The sequence below is a fragment of the Rhodococcus sp. 27YEA15 genome (assembly GCF_049739425.1).
GTDB lineage: Bacteria > Actinomycetota > Actinomycetes > Mycobacteriales > Mycobacteriaceae > Rhodococcus_F.
In genome coordinates, this window is sequence record NZ_JBMHHW010000001.1 from 267,916 (window position 1) to 284,635 (window position 16,720).

Sequence of the window (16,720 nt, forward strand, 5' to 3'; positions counted from 1 at the left end):
TCGTGCCCGAGGTGTCGTAACGTCGTGGTGAGATGAATTCCTCGACGCGCTGAAAGGGGCGGGATATGCTCACGCTCTATCGGGCCGAACGGTCGGACACCTTGGTCGCGGCGCTGGCAATGCTCCTGCAGACTCCGATGGCGGAGCCCTTCGCCCGCGAGATTGTCGCTGTGCCTGCCAAGGGCACCGAGAGATGGCTCAACCAGCAACTTTCGGCGCGTCTGGGGACAACTGATCTGGCGTCGTCGGATGGAATCTCGGCGAACATCGGGTACCCGTCACCCGCCCGCTTGGTCGCCGAGGCGGTGTCCGCCGTCAGCGGCGTCGAGGCGGACGACGATCCGTGGTCGCCGTCTCGACTGGTGTGGTCGGTTCTCGATGCCATCGACCAGTCGATCACCGAGCCGTGGTGTGGAGTGCTCGCTCGTCACCTGGACGGGCACCGGGCGGGCAGGCGGTATGCGTCGGCGTCGCATGTCACCGAACTGTTCTGCTCGTACGCCGCTCAGCGGCCGCAGATGCTCCGCGACTGGTCGGCAGGGCGATTGACCGACGGGCACGGAGTGGAGCTCGCGGACGACTTTCGGTGGCAAGCGCAGTTGTGGACTGTGGTTGCCGACCGGATCGACGTACCCGGACCTGCCGAGCGGCTCGAGCAGGTCTGTCGGATGCTTCGAAACGATCCTGCATTGGTCGATCTTCCGGAACGGGTGTCGATCTTCGGGCCGACCAGGCTTCCCGTGGATCAACGATCGGTGTTCGAGGCCCTCGCGCTTCACCGGGACGTGTACCTCTGGGTGCCACACCCCAGTCCGGTGTTGTGGAACCGTTTGGGCGACTTCACTTCCGACTCGACTTCGGCGCGTCGCTCGGCGGACACGTCGGCTCTGATCTGCGAGAATCCGCTATTGGCGAGCCTGGGTCGTGATGTGCGAGAACTCCAGTCCGGCCTGCTCTGCACGAGCTTCGAGTCGGTGTACCTGCCGAGTCGATCGGAGTCGACGACGCTCCTGGCCACTCTCAAAGCCGGTGTGGCCGCGGATCGTGCGCCGACGTTGTCCGCAGTGCCGGACGGCACCGTTCAGGTTCATGCGTGCCACGGACCTGTCCGCCAGGTGGAGGTGCTTCGGGAATGCCTTCTTCGGTTGTTCGTCGACGATCCCGGTCTGGAACCGCGAGACGTGCTCGTGATGTGTCCGGACGTCGAGACGTTCGCACCGTTGGTACGCGCGGCATTCGGGCAGGAGATGGTCGGTCATCCCGGACATTTGCTCCGGGTGCGACTGGCAGATCGCGGTGTACGCCAGACCAATCCGGTTCTCGCGGTTCTCGGCACGCTGCTCGAGTTGGCAGATGGTCGAGTGACGTCCAGTCAGGTGTTGGACCTGGCAGCGGCGGGACCGGTGCGAACCCGATTCGCCTTCGACGACGACGAGATCGAACGGCTTCGTGAATGGACCAGCGCCGCCGGGGCGCGTTGGGGTATCGGGAGCAGACAGCGCTCGAGATTCGGACTGGACGGCTTCCCGCAGAACACGTTCAACACGGCGCTGGACCGAATCCTGTTGGGGGTCAGTGCAGACGAGTCCGAGAATGCCTGGCTGGATCTGGCGCTGCCGCTCGACGACGTCGACGGCACCGATATCGACCTCAGCGGGCGGTTCGCCGAGTTCGTCGACCGCCTCGCCGTCACCTTGCGCGATCTGACAGGTCCGCACACGCCGTCGGAGTGGTTACGGATCTTGACCCGGGCACTGGACCTCCTGGTGGACACACCTGGCGCCGACGCGTGGCAGGTTGCGCAGGCGGACCGAGAGCTTGCCGCTGCCTTCGAATACGGCGGCGAAACCACCCTGCAGCTCGCCGACGTCCGCGCGATGCTCTCGAAAAGCCTCGCGGGCAGGCCGACTCGTGCGAACTTCCGGACCGGGGAACTCACTGTCTGCACGATGGTGCCTATGCGTTCGGTACCGCACCGTGTGGTCGTGTTACTCGGCTTGGACGACGAGGTGTTCCCACGTACAGGTGGAGTGGACGGTGACGACATCCTCGCCGCAGATCCGCTGGTGGGGGAGCGGGACATACGCAGTGAGGATCGTCAACTCCTGCTCGACGCGGTGATGTCGGCGGGCGAGCACCTGCTTCTCCTGTACACCGGCGCCGATCCGGTGACCGGTGCCGTTCGACCGCCGGCGATACCGCTGAGCGGACTACTCGACGTCCTCGAGTCGACGGTCGGGGCCCAGGCGATGCCGGCGGTGATCACTCGACATCCGTTGCAGGCGTTCGACAAACGCAACTTCGATGCCGAACGTCCGTTCAGCTTCGACGTGACGTCACTCGAAGGTGCCAGAGCGGCGGCTCGTGCGCCCGTCGACACTCCGGCGCTACATGCGGTGTCTTTGCCCGCGATGCGAAGGCTCGATGTCGAGCTGTCCGATCTGATCGGTTTTCTGGTCCATCCGGCCCGAGGTTTTCTTCGACAACGACTTGGCGTTCGGGTTCCCGAACTCGGCGACGACGTCGAGGATGCACTCAGTGCGGAGTTGGACCCGCTGTCGACATGGGATCTCGGCGATCGGATGCTGCGTTCGGCGTTGACAGGCCGCAACTCCGCGGACTTCCGGGCAGCCGAATGGCGACGAGGCTCTTTGCCGCCGTATCGATTCGGGTCTGCGGTGCTGGGAAATGTGGAATGGGTCGTCGATCAACTGGCCGGACTGACCTCGCCTCACGTGCGGGGTGAATCGAAAGCAGTGGACGTGTCGATCGACCTCGGTGGCGGTCGTCGACTGACCGGTACCGTCAGCGGCGTGTACGGAACGACGGTGGTGCGGTCGTCGTATTCGTCGCTGGCGGTCAAGCATCGGCTCACCGCCTGGATAAATCTGATGGCGCTGGCGGTCCACCGGAGAAGTAGCGAGGTGGACGCGGTGACGGTCGGCCGTGGCCGAAACCGTCGAGCCGCCTCCCGTTCGATGCTCACCGCGCCGGACGATGCCCTCGAACTGTTGAGGCAGTTGGTGGATCTGCGCGATCGTGGCCTCGATGCGCCGCTCCCGATGTGGGCGAATGCATCAGCTGAGTATGCCCGTCGTCGCTTCGGCGGAGAATCGGTCGACGATGCGATGGGTGGTGCAGATTCTCTGTGGGGTAGCCAATTCGGAGATCACGCGGATCCGGGCAATCGGTACGTCTTCGCAGATGTGGGATCGTTCGCGGAGTTGACCACAGCACCACCGCTCGACGACGAGTTCGGCTGGGCGGAGGAACCCACCAGATTCGGAGTTCTCGCCGCGAGACTGTGGGTACCGCTACTGACCCACGAGAGGGTGGAGTAGCCGTGGATTTCGATTTGTCGGGAGCACTGCCTACCGGTACGACGGTCCTGGAGGCGAGCGCCGGGACGGGTAAAACCTACGCGATAGTGGGATTGGCGACGAGATATGTCGCCGAGGGACTGGCCGACATCTCACACGTGCTGCTGGTGACATTCAGTCGTGCTGCGACGCAAGAGCTTCGCGAGCGTGCCCGGGAACGGTTCACGGAGGTGTCGTCGAAGCTGGCAGATCCGGTGGCGGCCCGTGCCTGCGGTGATCAGCTGGTTCGCCATCTTGCCGCGGTCTCCGACCACGAGGTGGGAGTGCGACGCCGTAGACTGCTGCGGGCACTGGCGGAGTTCGATGCGGGAACGATCACCACCACCCACAGCTTTTGTCAGCAGATGCTCGACGGGCTCGGGATTGCCGGCGAACGTGAACCCGACGCGGTATTCGTGGAATCGATCGACGATCTGATCGGTGAAGTGGTCTCCGACATCTATCTCGGTTGGTATTCGAAGTCCGCGACCTCACCGCCGTTCTCTCACAAGGATGCTCAGGATATCGGGCGGAGTGCGGTCGGTGACGGTCAGGCGCTACTCCAACCGGATTCCGGCGAGGAAACCGTCCCGGGTCAGCGAGTCGAGTTCGCAGGTGCCGTACGCGCCGAAGTCGAGCGACGTAAGCGGGCTGGAGGAATCCGAGACTTCGACGATCTACTGACACTGCTGCACGGAGTGCTGATCGACCCGGAGTACGGCCGGATCGCTCGACGGCGGGTTCGGGAGAAGTTCGAGGTGGTTTTGATCGACGAGTTCCAGGACACCGATCCGTTGCAGTGGGACATCTTGCGACTGGCCTTTCACGGACACACCACATTGATCTTGGTCGGTGACCCCAAACAAGCGGTGTACGCGTTTCGTGGCGCCGAGGTACTGAGCTATCTCGATGCCGTCCGTCAGGCCGATCATCATCAGGAACTGACCACGAACTGGCGCAGTGATGCAGGGTTGCTGGCGGCGTTGGAACAACTCTACGGTGGTGCCGCGCTCGGCCACGACGACATCGTCGTGCACCCGATCAGTGCGTCCTACCAGAACTCCCGCTTTGTTGATCAGACACCGATGCGGGTGCGTCATCTTCCGCGGACCGGCGCCGGACCACTCAACCGATCGGGGTTTCCGGCGGTGGGCAGGCTTCGTGGCAGAGTTGTCGAGGATCTGGCGGCCGAGGTGGTACACCTGCTGGACAGTGGAACCACCCTCGCGGTCGGCGGGAGCCCGCGGAAGGTACAGCCGGGCGATCTCGCCGTTCTGGTACGTACCCACAAGCAGGTAGGCCTGGTGCGGGACGCGCTCGATTCAGTGGGAGTGCCGTCGGTGCTCTCCGGTGGTAGCAGTGTTTTCGCCACCGCGAGCGCCACCCATTGGCTGTGGTTACTCCGTGCGATGGAGCAACCGCACCGATCGGATCGAATCCGGTTGGCGGCGCTGTCTCCGCTGTTCGGACGTACCCCGCAGGAGGTGGATTCGGCAGGTGACGACGTTGTGGGCGAATTGTCCTCGTTGATGCGGGTGCTGACCGGGCTTTTCCACCGGATCGGATTCGCGGCGGTATTCGAGCGGATCGCAGCGGAGTCGAAGGTGGAGCAGCGCATTCTGGCTACCACCTCCGGCGAGCGGCACTTCACCGACTTGTGCCACATCGCTCAACTTCTCGGGAAAGCGGTGGCCGAGCAACGGCTGGGGCTGAGCGCGCTGGCCCGGTGGCTGTCCGAGCGGATCAAGGATCCGTCGTCGGGAAATGCGAGCGATCGCAGCCGCCGCCTGGACAGTGATGCGGCGGCAGTGCAGATCGCCACCGTCCATGCCAGCAAAGGACTCGAATTTCCCATCGTGTACGTCCCGTTCGGGTGGGAAGGCGTCGGCGGTTTTCCGTCGCCGACCCAGTTGTTGCACGACGCGGACGGTCGACGGATTCTCGATGTGGGCGGCGAAGAGGGGCCCGGTCACAACTCCCGGAAAGCCGTCGCCGAATCGGAATCGGCCGGGGACGAACTGAGACTGCTCTACGTTGCCCTGACGAGGGCGCAGTGTCAGTTGGTCCTGTGGTGGGCACCGTCTTTCGGAACTTCACGATCGCCACTGCATCGCCTGTTGTTCGGCCGAACCCCCGGTGTCGCAGAACCTGCGAGGGTGGTGAAAGTGCTCGACGACTCGGTCACGGCTTCACGCCTGGCAGCCTGGCCGGGCGCGGCGTCCTCGCTCGTCTCGGTCGAACCGGTCGGACCGCACCCACCGGTATCGGCGAGGTGGGTCGGCTCGGGCGCGGCCGCCGCCGACCTTGCCGCCGCACACTTCGGGCGGCGCCCGGACACGACATGGCGCCGCACGTCCTATTCCGCCCTGACTGCGGGCGCCCACCATGCGGTGTCCGAGAGCGAAGTCGAGAATCCGGAAAAAGACGACGAGCCGGAACACTTCGTCGACATCGGCGTGGTGACGCCGTCGCCGTGGGAGTCGATGCCGTCGCCGATGAACGGCCTGCCTGCCGGCGCCGCCTTCGGCACCTTGGTCCACGAAGTACTCGAAGTGGTCGACACCGCAGCCGGAGACCTGAGATCGGAGATCGGTACCCGTTGCGCCGCAGCGGTATCGGCCCGTGCTGCCGACGTGGATGCGAACGCCTTGGCCGACGCGCTCCACCTCGTGATGCAGACCCCTGTCGGTTTCGGAACGCTGGCCACCGTGGCGCCTTCGGATCGACTGGCCGAGCTCGACTTCGAACTTCCACTGGCAGGCGGCGACGATGCGGGATCGGTCGAGGTGACGTTGCGTGCGATCGCCGCGCTACTGCGGCGGCATCTCGGCCCGGACGACATCCTGAGCACGTACGCGGACAGTCTGGACCGGGTGGAGTCGGTACCGATGCGTGGTTTTCTGACCGGTAGTATCGATGCGGTATTACGCATTGCCGGACCGACTTTCGTGATCGTCGACTACAAGACGAACCGCCTGGGCCGCGGCGATCTGACGGCCGCCAACTACACACGCGAGCTCATGGCAGCCGAGATGATTCGATCCCACTATCCATTGCAAGCGCTATTGTATTCGGTTGCGCTACATCGATATCTACGGTGGCGGATGGCGGACTACCGCCCCGAACGGCATCTTGGTGGTGCGCAGTACCAGTTCGTACGCGGAATGCTCGGTCCGGACAGCCCCGCCGGGTGCGGGGTCTTCGATTGGAAACCCCCGGCACAGTTGGTCGTGGAACTGTCCGATCTTCTTGCCGGGCTCGATCCGGGTGCCCGACCGTGGACGGAGGCGCAGTGACGGATGCTCAACTCGCACAGCGAGCGAAGGGAACAGTGCGGGCATTCAACGAGGCCGGGGTGCTCGTCGCGGCAGACGTACATGTCGCAACGCGGCTGTGCATGCTCGGTGGCGAGAGTTCCGAAGTGGTGATGTTGGCTGCTGCGCTGGCGGTTCGGGCAGTGCGCTCGGGATCGGTATGCCTCGATCTTCGTCGGATCCGCGACGTGATCGTCGACGATACGGATGCCGAGGACTTGGCGAGACTGCCGTGGCCGCAGACGTCGACCGTCGTGACCGCGTTGCGGTCGAGTCCGCTCGTGATCGGTGGTACCGCAGGCCCGTTGCGGCCGCTGCGGCTCGTCGACACCGACGAGGGTGAGCTGCTCTACCTGGATCGGTATTTTCGACAGGAGCAAACAATTCGGCGGGTACTCGAGGAGCGGGCGAGTTCGTATCCGACGATCGACGGCGAGTTGGTCCGGAATCGGCTGGCTGCCATTTTCGCCGCCTCGGCCGACTCGACCGTCGGGCCGGATCGGCAGCGTGTCGGTGCAGCGCTTGCGGTGACGCACTGGACTACTGTCATCGCAGGTGGGCCGGGCACCGGAAAGACCCATACGGTGGCGCGGGTCCTCGCCCTGTTCGCGTCGATACTCGGACCGGGCGTGCGAATCGGTCTGGCTGCCCCGACCGGTAAAGCCGCAGCGCGGCTTCAGGAATCGGTACGTGGACAAGACGGGATCGAAGGTTTACCTACAGATCTCAGCGCCATGACGTTGCATCGTCTTCTGGGATGGCAGCGGGGAAGCTCGAGTCGTTTCACGTACAACGCCACCAACCGGCTTCCGTACGACGTGGTGGTGGTGGACGAGACGTCCATGGTCTCGCTGACCATGATGGCACGACTCCTCGAAGCCGTCCGACCTGACACCCGGGTGCTGTTGGTCGGCGACCCGGATCAGCTGATGTCGGTGGACGCCGGCGCAGTGCTCGCGGATCTGATGGCGCGGCCGGTGGTGTCGGCGGGAAATCCGACTTTCTTCGACTTGGTAGATGCAGATCTGGTTGACGGGCAATCACCCGAAGCTTTTTCCCTCGACGAGCGAAAGCGGTTGCACGGCGGCATCGTTCAGCTCTCTCGCGGGCGCCGATTCGACGGTGCCATTGCGTTGCTCGCGCGCGCGGTGCGCGAAGGGGACGAGGACGAGGCGTTGCGGATCCTGCGCAGTGGTGATCCGGCAGTCTCTTTTCACGGCCCGGACGAGGTGGAGGAACTTCGTGCCGACATCGTGAACACCTCGGCAGCCGTCACCGGATACGCCGAGCGTGCAGACGCCGTGGGAGCGCTCGAGGCCATGGAAGCGCATCGCCTTCTGTGTGCACATCGAGGCGGTCCGTCCGGGGTGAGTTGGTGGGCCGGACGAGCGATCGAGTGGGTGGGTACCGCGAGCGGGAAGTTCTTGGACCCGTCGGACTGGTATGCCGGTCAGCCGCTGTTGGTCACTGCGAACGACTACGAAGCGAAGATCTACAACGGTGACACCGGGGTGATCGTCGCACGCCCGGACGGGACCCGTGTCGCCGCGTTCCAGCGCGGCCGTGCAGCTCTTCTCGTTCATCCGAGTCAACTCTCGTCGGTACAGACCGTGTATGCGATGACCATTCATCGCAGTCAGGGCAGCCAGTACGGAACCGTCTCGGTCGTGCTCCCGGCTGAGGGGTCGTCGTTGCTGACACGAGAGTTGTTGTACACGGCTATCACTCGGGCACGAAGTCACGTGAGGATTCTGGGCACCGAGCAGTCCGTTCGAGCGGGCGTGCAGCGCCAGGTACTTCGAGCCAGTGGACTGCGGCGAGAGATCGCCCTGTACGACGGTCCGGTGAATCCGTCGTCGAGTTGACTCGCATTCGGTTTTCGGGTGTGGTGCTCTCGTTTGTGACGGGAGCACCACCCCACCGGAAATCAGACGTACGGGGAGTACGCCGGCAGATCCAATTGGCCGTTGCCCGAGAGCCCGATCACTATCACCTCGGGCTCGGTTACGGTGCGTGCGTGCGCGATAGCGCCTGCAACGGCGTGGGTGGACTCGGGAGCGGGAATGATGCCCTCGGCGCGTGCGAAGATCAGTCCGGCATTGAGTGCGTCGTCCTGATCGACGGCGATGGCGTCCATCAGGCCGAGGTTGACCGCATGCGAGACCATCGGCGACATGCCGTGGTAACGAAGCCCGCCGGCGTGGATGGCCGGCGGAACGAAATCCTTGCCCAGGGTGTGCATCTTGAGCAGCGGAGTCAGCCCCGCGACGTCACCGAAGTCGTATCGGTACTCGCCTTCGGTCAGTGACGGGCAGGCCGCCGGCTCGCACGCGACGAGGCGAGTCTTGGTTCCTTCGCGCAGATTACGGCCCAGGAACGGGAAGGTCAGACCGGCAAGGTTGGAACCGCCACCGGCGCAACCGAATACCGTGTTCGGGACGGCGTCGCCGGCCTCTTCGAGCTGAACCATGGCTTCCTGGCCGATGACGCTCTGGTGCAGCATGACGTGATTGAGGACGCTGCCGAGTGAGTAGTGGGTGTTGGGATCTTGGGCCGCCACCTCGACGGCTTCGCTGATCGCCATACCGAGTGAGCCGGTTGTGTCGGGATGCGATTGGAGAAGTGCTCGTCCCGCTTCGGTGAGATCCGAGGGCGACGGGTGGCAGATTCCGCCGTACGCTTCCATCTGGATCCGACGGTACGGCTTCGAATCGAATGACGATCGAACCTGCCATACCTCCACCTCGAGACCGAGAAGTGCGCCGGCGAAGGACAGGGATGCACCCCACTGGCCGGCCCCGGTCTCGGTGGTGAGCTTGGTGGTGCCCTCGATCGCGTTGTAATACGCCTGCGCCACTGCGGTGTTCGGCTTGTGTGAACCGACCGGGCTCACGCCTTCGTACTTGTAGTAGATCCGAGCCGGGGTGCCGAGAGCCCGTTCGAGACGGTGCGCTCGGAACAGCGGCGACGGACGCCACATCCCGTAGATCTCGCGGACTGTTTCGGGAATCTCGATGTAGCGCTCGGTGGAGACTTCCTGCGCGATGAGATTCTTCGGGAAGAGCGGAGCGAGATCCTCGGGTCCGAGGGGCTCACGGGTTCCTGGATGCAGGTGCGGCGGAACAGGCTCCGGCAGATCAGCGGCAAGGTTGTACCAGTGTGTCGGCACCTTCGACGGGATGGCAACGCCCAAAGGCTCCAGTGCACGATTGAGGGGTGTGGTGGTCAACTAACTCTCCTTCATGGATTTCGGTACCAGATCTTTGCGGTCGCAGCGATGAACTCGTTGCGTTGCCGGATCGGGGATCCATTCAGAAGGCCTGCTGGACCACCCGATGTCGGTCCGGGCAGCGCGCAGATGCGGCTGACCGTCAGCGGTCGGGCCACCAGAGGTGCGTAGTGAGCGGGGTCACGAGGTGATCGTACATCGGCAGCGGTGGCCGGTTGTCGTCGGCTCAACGAAAGATCATGCAGGTGGTGGTTCCGTGCGCGACCAGCTTGCCCTCGCTGTCGAGCACCTTGCCTTCGGCGGTAGCGGTGCGGCCGCCGACGTGGATGACGCTTCCGTGCGCGATGAGCTCGTCGCCGTCCAGGGGTACCGTGCGAATGTAGTTGAGTTTGAGTTCGAGGGTGGTGTACCCCACACCGGCAGGCAGCGTGGTGTGTACGGCGCAGCCCATGACCGAGTCGAGCAAGGTTGCACAGATTCCGCCGTGGACGGTGCCGAGTGGATTGCTGAAGTCCGCTTTCGGCGTCAAGGTGAACGTGGCCGAACCCTCGTCGAGCTCGCGGATCTGCATTCCGAGTAGGCGCCCGATATTGGGGCGATCGTTCGCCTGGGTGCTCATCCATCGGAGCAGCTCGAGCCCGGTCATCTCGGCTGGATCGATCTTCACGGTGGTGTCTTCGCTCATCACGCTGTCCCCATTTCTATGTAGGTCGTCATACATAACGTAGCGTAACGGTGAGTCGAAGGAAACCGAAGGAGATACGACTGTGGCCGAGGCGGGTGCACGGGAACGAATGATTCGCAGTGCGGTCGAGTTGATCAGCCGCAACGGCGTCGACGCAACGTCGTTCAGTGACGTCATCAAACACAGCGGAGCGCCGCGTGGATCCATCTATCACCACTTTCCCGGCGGGAAGACCGAGCTCATGGTGGCCGCAGTACGCGCGGCGGGAGCGATCATCACGCGCCGAATCGCGGCAGCGGGGTCGACCGGTACTCCTGCGGACATCATCGATTCGGTGGGGGACATCTGGCGACTCAATTTGACTCGCTCCGATTTCGCGATCGGATGTCCGATCATTGCCGGTGGATTGGCCCGTTCGAGCGAGCCGGCGGTGGCCGAGGCGGCGGCCGAAGTGCTTACCGGTTGGCAAGCGTTGATCGAATCGCAACTGGAAGCGGCAGGTTCGCCCCACCCGCGGGCGCGAGCGATGGCCAACCTGACGATCACCTCGGTGGAAGGTGCGGTCGCGGTGTGTCAGACGATTCGCAGTATGGAACCACTCGAGCAGGTCATCGGTTCACTACGCGAGCTGGCGGTGTGACCGACGGGCACGTGTTCGCGGCCGCTTCGAGTCCCCGGTGCAGTCAGGCCGGCATCATGACACGGTGACTCGAATCCGCATGTTCGCCACTGACCTCGACGGAACTCTACTGCGCAGCGACCGGACGATCTCCCCGCGCTCGGCCGACGCCATGGAAGGTGCTCGTCAGGCCGGGATCGACGTCGTGTGGGCTACGGCTCGCGCTCGGCACTCGGTGCACACGCTGGCGCAGTCGTGCGGATTCCGGGGGAAAGCCGTATGCGCGAACGGAGCGGTGATTCTCGACCTGGCAGACGGCACGCCGAGAATCGTCGATACCGTATCGATCGAAACAGATTTGGCTGCAACGGCTATGGAGCAGATTCGGGCGCTCGTCCCCGGTGTGACATTTGCCAACGTCGGACCCACCCAGTTCTTCGCCGAAGCTGAATACGCGGCGCTTTGTGAATTCGCCGATCATCATCGTCATCTCCACGAAATGGTGATCTCGGACGCGCTCCCGACCCGGATCGAACCGATGGTGAAGATCGTCGCCCGGCACCCGGAGATACCCAGTTCGCAGCTGTACCGGACCGCAGTGGCCGCCGGCGTCGAGGGTGTCGAACTGACGCATTCCGGTGCGCCGTACCTGGAGATGTCGGCGGCCGGAGTTTCCAAAGCCAGCGCTCTCGCCACACTGTGCCGGGCGGACGGAATCGACGCCTCCGAGGTGGCGGTCGCGGGTGACGCGATGAATGACGTCGCCATGTTGACCTGGGCCGGGACGGCGCTGGTGCCGTCCAACGCCGAGGCCGCGATCCGCACGCTCGCAGATCGGGTGTTGCCCACCAACGACGAGGACGGGGTGGCGAGCTACCTCGAGGAATTGACGGCGCAGCGGTAGATCAGCGGTGGATCAACTGCCGACGGCGGAGTCGAACGAGACACCGCAATCGGCCATGAATTCACCGAAGACACGGTGAAACCGGTCCGGGTAGTCCAGATGTGGGAAATGCCCGGCGCGCTCGAAGATTTCGACGCGGCCCAGGGGCAGTTCCGCCCGCGCGTTCTCGGAATGCGTATTGGGGATGACAGTGTCCTCGTCGCCCCACACGAGCAGGGCGTGCAAGTCCTGAAACCTGGAGAAGTGCGGAGTCGCATTGACGGTTTGACCGTTGTAGTTGATCACCGACCGGGCCGTGGCAAGAAAGGCGTGGCGGGTGGGAGCGTCCGCTATCGTCGCGAAACTCTTGCGCGCCTCGGCGGCGCTCGCCCCTAGCTTGAAGATGCCGATCTTGTCGAAGAGTTCGAGTGTCTTGTCGGTGACGTCGGTCAACGTCTTGGACGCGAGGACGGGGAGTACGAACTCGCTACCGGGCAGTGTTGCCGCTCGTAGAAGTGGGCTCACCTCCGGCCCGAGGCCACCACTGGCAACCAGGCACAACCGCTCCACGCGCTCGGGGAACAGGTACAGGGTCTGCATCGCGATTCCGCCACCGAGCGAGTGGCCAACCAGGGTGGCCGACGGGATGTCGAGGGTGTCGAGAAGGTCGCGCAGCGTTGCGGCATGGGCGCTGATCGAGTAGTCACCGGCCGGTTTGTCCGACGCTCCGTGACCGAACAGATCAGGCGCGATCACTCGGTACTGCTTCGACAACGTCTCGATCTGCGGCTCCCAGTTGGAGTGGGCCCCCATCAATCCGTGGATGAGGACCACCACCGGCCCGTTCCCCTGATCGATATATTTCAGCTGGTCACCATGCAGAACAACAGTCTGCAGTTGGTCGGTTGCCATGATCGAACCTTTCGGGACAGATGGCTCACTCGGCGTTCTGCCCGCGTGTATAGGACTGCAGCCGCGGCGTCGCGCACCGGCGGTGTCAGTTACCGGGAGTAACCCCAGCCGTCCCAGTATGCCCACCGGACGTCTCGAAGTCGTGGTCATTGCCGAGTGTTGTGACGAACGATCTCGAGTGCGGACGAGGGAGACGTACGCCTCAGTGGTACGAGAGCCCGTTGATCAGGTGAATTCAGACAGCCTTCCGAATGTGAGCACCACATCCCACGGGGTTGTCTTCCACGTCTCGATTGCGGAGACGGCGAATATGCCGGCGGCTTCGACGGTATCCTGCGACGCCGGAGCGGACACCGAGACGTTCGAGCGGCCCCGCGGTGCGTCCGGCCACACGTCGGAGCCGACCGGGGCGGGTGTGGCCTCCATGACCGCGGTGGCGACGCCGTGCTCCTCGACCACGGTGAACAGGAAGTTCGGCTGGTGCGGTGCTTCCCAGCCGCCGAGTTCGGCGAGCCAGAACTCTCGGCGTCCGGCGGCGGAGATCGCAACCGAGGCGAGTAGGGATTCGAGTTCTTCCCAGCGGTCGGTGCCGACGGCGGTGAGGTCGGCAGGTGTGGTGGGGTCACCGAGTTCGAACGGTTTTGCCAGCAGTTCGGCGGTCCCGTCGCCCGGCGTCGCGAAGCGCGGCTGGACGAACAGCGTCTTCGTCTCAGAATCGAGCAGTACGATCTCACGGAATCGGTTGTCCGGCATCATGGTCCGGGCAACCTGACCATGACCGAGCAACGCGCCGAGTGCGCCGGGATCGTCGACGGTCCACAGTGCCGACTCGCCCTCGGTCCAGGTACGGACCATCCCGCCCACTACCGGGCTGATCAGTGCGGGTTCGAGGTGGGAGTTCTCGGTCATCCTGGCTCCTGCACGTTCAGCGCCTCGGACCAGTTCTCGAGGACGTGGACGATTATGCCGCCTGCGGGACGCCGGGGTTCAGTCGGCGAGACTGATCTGAGTCCCGCAGCAGTCGCCAATTCGTTCAGGAAGGCACTGGGCCGAGCGAAGAACAGGGCCGGCCGAAGAACTGGACACTGCCGTGTGCGCGCGTGAAGTACAGCTGGGCCTCGGTGTCGTAAGGAGATGGCGTCTCCACCGTGCAGCTGAACTGCGAGCGCGGCGATGTGCCGGCATGCCTGCGAGCCGTACACCTTCGCGACGGCCGCGTCCGCCGGCGATTGTGTCGCCACCGCGGCGTAGATCACGGACCGGGCCGACTCGACCAGCGCGTACACGGCGGCCGTCCGATGACAGAGGGCCTGGACTGATCCGATCGCCCGCCCGAACTGTTTGCGGACCTTCGTGTACTCCACTCGGGAATCGCCAAGGCGACGCCGATCTGGCTGCACAGCTTGTGCCACAACACGCCGTCGTAACCGGGTGTCGTGGTGACGGCGGCGATGATCTCCGAGAGAAATACGGATTCGATCGCATCGGGTTCCGTCGGATGGACCGAACGGTACGGCAATCAGGAAGTCTCGCGGTTCGAGTTAGCGGAGATGATCGCCGAAAAATGGGACATCAGCCGCCGAGAACTCTAAAAGTGGGCGCCGCAGAGACACGGGCGTTTTCGGACAGCGGTGCGTGGGCCACTCACCGGCGGCGCACATTCAGGGTGAAACCCTCCGGCATCAGGGTCAGTCGTTCCGACACCGTCAGTCGATAGTCGGGATCGGCTTCGACGGTGTACTTCTGCAGGATCGTGCCGAGTACGAGCACAGCCTCGTGGATAGCGAATTGTCTTCCGATGCAAGCACGCTCACCCGTACCGAATGGCTTGTAGGCGTGGGCCGGGCGGGATTTGATCCGGGCGGGCAGGAATCGGTCGGGATCGAAGGTCTCGGCGTCGTCCCCCCACACCCGGTCGCGGTGCAGCGCCGGTATGAGGACGAGCATCCAATCGCCCTTCTTCATCGGGTATCGGCCGCCCAGCACGGTGTCTTCGCGCGCGGCGCGCCCGTAACCGGGGGCGGTGGGCCACAGGCGCAGCGACTCGTCGAGTACCCGTCGGACGTACCGGAGCTTCGCGATCTTTTCGAATGTAGGTTCCCGGCCGTCCCACACCGAGTCGACCTCGGCTCGAGCCCGGGCAAGCACTCGAGGGTGTCGAGAAAGATAGTAGAGCGCGAAGGACAATGCGCCGGAAGTCGTTTCGTGACCTGCTACCAGGAAGGTGATGATCTGGTTACGGATATTGAGTTCGTCGATCCGATCTGGATCGTTCTCGCGAGTAGCGCGCAACATCAATTCGAGGAGATCCTCCGTGCCGGACTCGGTGCTGTCGCGACGGGTACGGATGACCTCGTCGACCACCTCGTTGAGGTACGCCTTTCGCTGCTCGTCGCGTTGATCGGCACGGCGCGCGAGGAAGCGTCCCACGGCGGTAGATTTGACGAATGTGGTGCGCTGCGAATGCGACAGGGTCCCGACCATCGCTTGCACGAAGGGGTGCTGCTGCTCGCGCCGGAAGGAGTCGAAGGAATAGCTGAATCCGGTGCGGCCGATCGTTTCCAGAGTCAATTTCGTCATGTCGGCCGAGACGTCGACCGGGCTCGACCGAGAACGAGCATCCCAGTGATCGACCAGTTCGCCTGCCACGTCGAGCATGGTGCCGTGATACGAGCGCATCGCGGTCTGTGTGAATCCCGGGGCCAGGAGATTGTGTGCCCTGGCCCAGTTCGGTTCGTGGTCGTACGCGGTGAACAGTCCGTCACCTGCCAATCCGCGAAGCGCTTTGACGCCGGGAGCCAGATGTTTTCCGAACCGTGAGTCGTCCGAGAGCTCGGCGACGAGACCTGGATCCGACACGAACACGAACCGGTTACCCAGAACGGTCCTTTCGAAGATCGGCCCGAGATCGCGGCCTATCCGCACCGAGTTCTGCAACGGTCTGCTGATGGATATTCCGAGTACGTCGCCCAGAACGGGCACTCGCCATGCCGGGCGAGGTATGTCTACAGCACCGACGGAGGTTGTGGCGGCGCTCATCGTCATTCCCCCGTATGTGATCGTCCATCGACTCCTTGCCTGACATGCAACGTACGCCTTACTGAACTCGTGTCAAGTAGTAAGCTCCCCGGACATGACGACGCGGCGTGTCCGGCTCGGCCCCGAACAGCGTCGTGCACAGTTACTGGATATCGGAGCACGGCTTTTCACCGAGCGAGCCTTCGAGGATGTCTGGATCGAAGAAGTCGCGGAGATCGCGGGAGTCTCACGCGGGTTGATGTACCACTACTTTCCGAACAAGCGGGACTTCTTCGCGGCCATCGTCGAGCGCGAATCGCACCGCCTGCTCCACACGACCGAACCTGACGAATCTCTGCCGGTACGTGAGCAGATCGCCGCCGGGTTGGCCGCGTACATCGAGTACATAGCGAAGAACAGTCGTGGGGTTCGAGCAATCAACGTCGGTGCGCTTTCGGCTGATCCGGCAATCCGAGCCATCGTGGACAACGAACTGGACGCGCAGCAGCGCAGGATTCTCGACGGACTGGGATTGCAGGGTGAAAGCCGGATCGTCGGAGCGGTGGCGGTGCGGGGATGGATCGCGTTCGTTCGAACGGTGTGCCTCGACTCGCAGGTTCAGTTGTCAAAAGACGAGCTGCATGTTCTCTGCATGCGGACACTGACGGCGGCCGTGGGCAGGGCCCTCGATTCCTGAGCGT

At 63.9% G+C, this 16,720-nt stretch carries 12 protein-coding genes and 1 pseudogene; 7 read left to right on the forward strand and 6 right to left on the reverse strand.

Going from position 1 to position 16,720, the window contains the following annotated elements; all coding sequences use genetic code 11:
• Positions 1 to 65 precede the first annotated feature (65 nt).
• Genes recC through recD form a run of 3 tightly spaced genes read left to right on the forward strand, consistent with a single transcriptional unit; the run spans position 66 to position 8,538 of the window.
• Positions 66 to 3,341, forward strand: a complete 3,276-nt coding sequence (gene recC / locus ABH922_RS01210) for an exodeoxyribonuclease V subunit gamma (RefSeq protein ID WP_424805197.1) — start codon at positions 66 to 68, stop codon at positions 3,339 to 3,341.
• Between the two features lie 2 nt (positions 3,342 to 3,343).
• On the forward strand, positions 3,344 to 6,655 hold the full coding sequence (locus tag ABH922_RS01215) for a UvrD-helicase domain-containing protein (RefSeq protein WP_424805198.1): 3,312 nt from the start codon (positions 3,344 to 3,346) through the stop codon (positions 6,653 to 6,655).
• On the forward strand, positions 6,652 to 8,538 hold the full coding sequence (gene recD, locus ABH922_RS01220) for an exodeoxyribonuclease V subunit alpha (protein ID WP_424805199.1): 1,887 nt from the start codon (positions 6,652 to 6,654) through the stop codon (positions 8,536 to 8,538). Before ABH922_RS01215 ends, recD begins: the two co-directional genes overlap by 4 nt.
• Positions 8,539 to 8,600: 62 nt before the next feature.
• Here the strand turns inward: recD and ABH922_RS01225 are convergent, their stop codons facing one another.
• Positions 8,601 to 9,902 carry a TrpB-like pyridoxal phosphate-dependent enzyme gene (locus ABH922_RS01225; protein WP_424805200.1) on the reverse strand — a complete coding sequence of 434 codons (1,302 nt, stop codon included), beginning with the start codon at positions 9,900 to 9,902 and terminating at the stop codon, positions 8,601 to 8,603.
• A gap of 226 nt (positions 9,903 to 10,128) precedes the next feature.
• Complete coding sequence (locus ABH922_RS01230; RefSeq protein ID WP_424805201.1) at positions 10,129 to 10,587, reverse strand: PaaI family thioesterase; 459 nt, start codon at positions 10,585 to 10,587, stop codon at positions 10,129 to 10,131.
• 82 nt (positions 10,588 to 10,669) lie between these two features.
• Here ABH922_RS01230 and ABH922_RS01235 point away from each other — a divergent pair, with 82 nt between their 5' ends.
• On the forward strand, positions 10,670 to 11,227 hold the full coding sequence (locus ABH922_RS01235) for a TetR/AcrR family transcriptional regulator (protein ID WP_424805202.1): 558 nt from the start codon (positions 10,670 to 10,672) through the stop codon (positions 11,225 to 11,227).
• Positions 11,228 to 11,291: 64 nt separating this feature from the next.
• A complete protein-coding gene (locus ABH922_RS01240) occupies positions 11,292 to 12,110 on the forward strand; it encodes an HAD family hydrolase (RefSeq protein ID WP_424805203.1) in 819 nt (272 codons plus the stop codon).
• Positions 12,111 to 12,122: 12 nt separating this feature from the next.
• Here ABH922_RS01240 and ABH922_RS01245 read toward each other — a convergent pair whose 3' ends face one another.
• The 3 genes and pseudogenes from ABH922_RS01245 to ABH922_RS01255 all read right to left on the reverse strand — a co-directional run.
• The gene (locus ABH922_RS01245; protein ID WP_424805204.1) at positions 12,123 to 13,001 is read right to left on the reverse strand and encodes an alpha/beta fold hydrolase; all 879 of its coding nucleotides are present in this window, start codon (positions 12,999 to 13,001) and stop codon (positions 12,123 to 12,125) included.
• A 225-nt stretch (positions 13,002 to 13,226) separates the two neighbouring features.
• A complete protein-coding gene (locus ABH922_RS01250) occupies positions 13,227 to 13,910 on the reverse strand; it encodes a hypothetical protein (protein ID WP_424805205.1) in 684 nt (227 codons plus the stop codon).
• 124 nt (positions 13,911 to 14,034) lie between these two features.
• Positions 14,035 to 14,374 (reverse strand): annotated as a pseudogene (locus tag ABH922_RS01255) (acyl-CoA dehydrogenase family protein); the annotation flags it as partial.
• A gap of 78 nt (positions 14,375 to 14,452) precedes the next feature.
• Between ABH922_RS01255 and ABH922_RS01260 the strand changes: the two are divergent.
• A complete protein-coding gene (locus ABH922_RS01260) occupies positions 14,453 to 14,593 on the forward strand; it encodes a hypothetical protein (protein WP_424805206.1) in 141 nt (46 codons plus the stop codon).
• Positions 14,594 to 14,645: 52 nt separating this feature from the next.
• Here the strand turns inward: ABH922_RS01260 and ABH922_RS01265 are convergent, their stop codons facing one another.
• The gene (locus tag ABH922_RS01265; RefSeq protein WP_424805207.1) at positions 14,646 to 16,040 is read right to left on the reverse strand and encodes a cytochrome P450; all 1,395 of its coding nucleotides are present in this window, start codon (positions 16,038 to 16,040) and stop codon (positions 14,646 to 14,648) included.
• Between the two features lie 94 nt (positions 16,041 to 16,134).
• Here ABH922_RS01265 and ABH922_RS01270 point away from each other — a divergent pair, with 94 nt between their 5' ends.
• Positions 16,135 to 16,716: a TetR/AcrR family transcriptional regulator gene (locus ABH922_RS01270; RefSeq protein WP_424805208.1), complete on the forward strand. Its 582-nt coding sequence runs from the start codon at positions 16,135 to 16,137 to the stop codon at positions 16,714 to 16,716.
• Positions 16,717 to 16,720 lie beyond the last annotated feature (4 nt).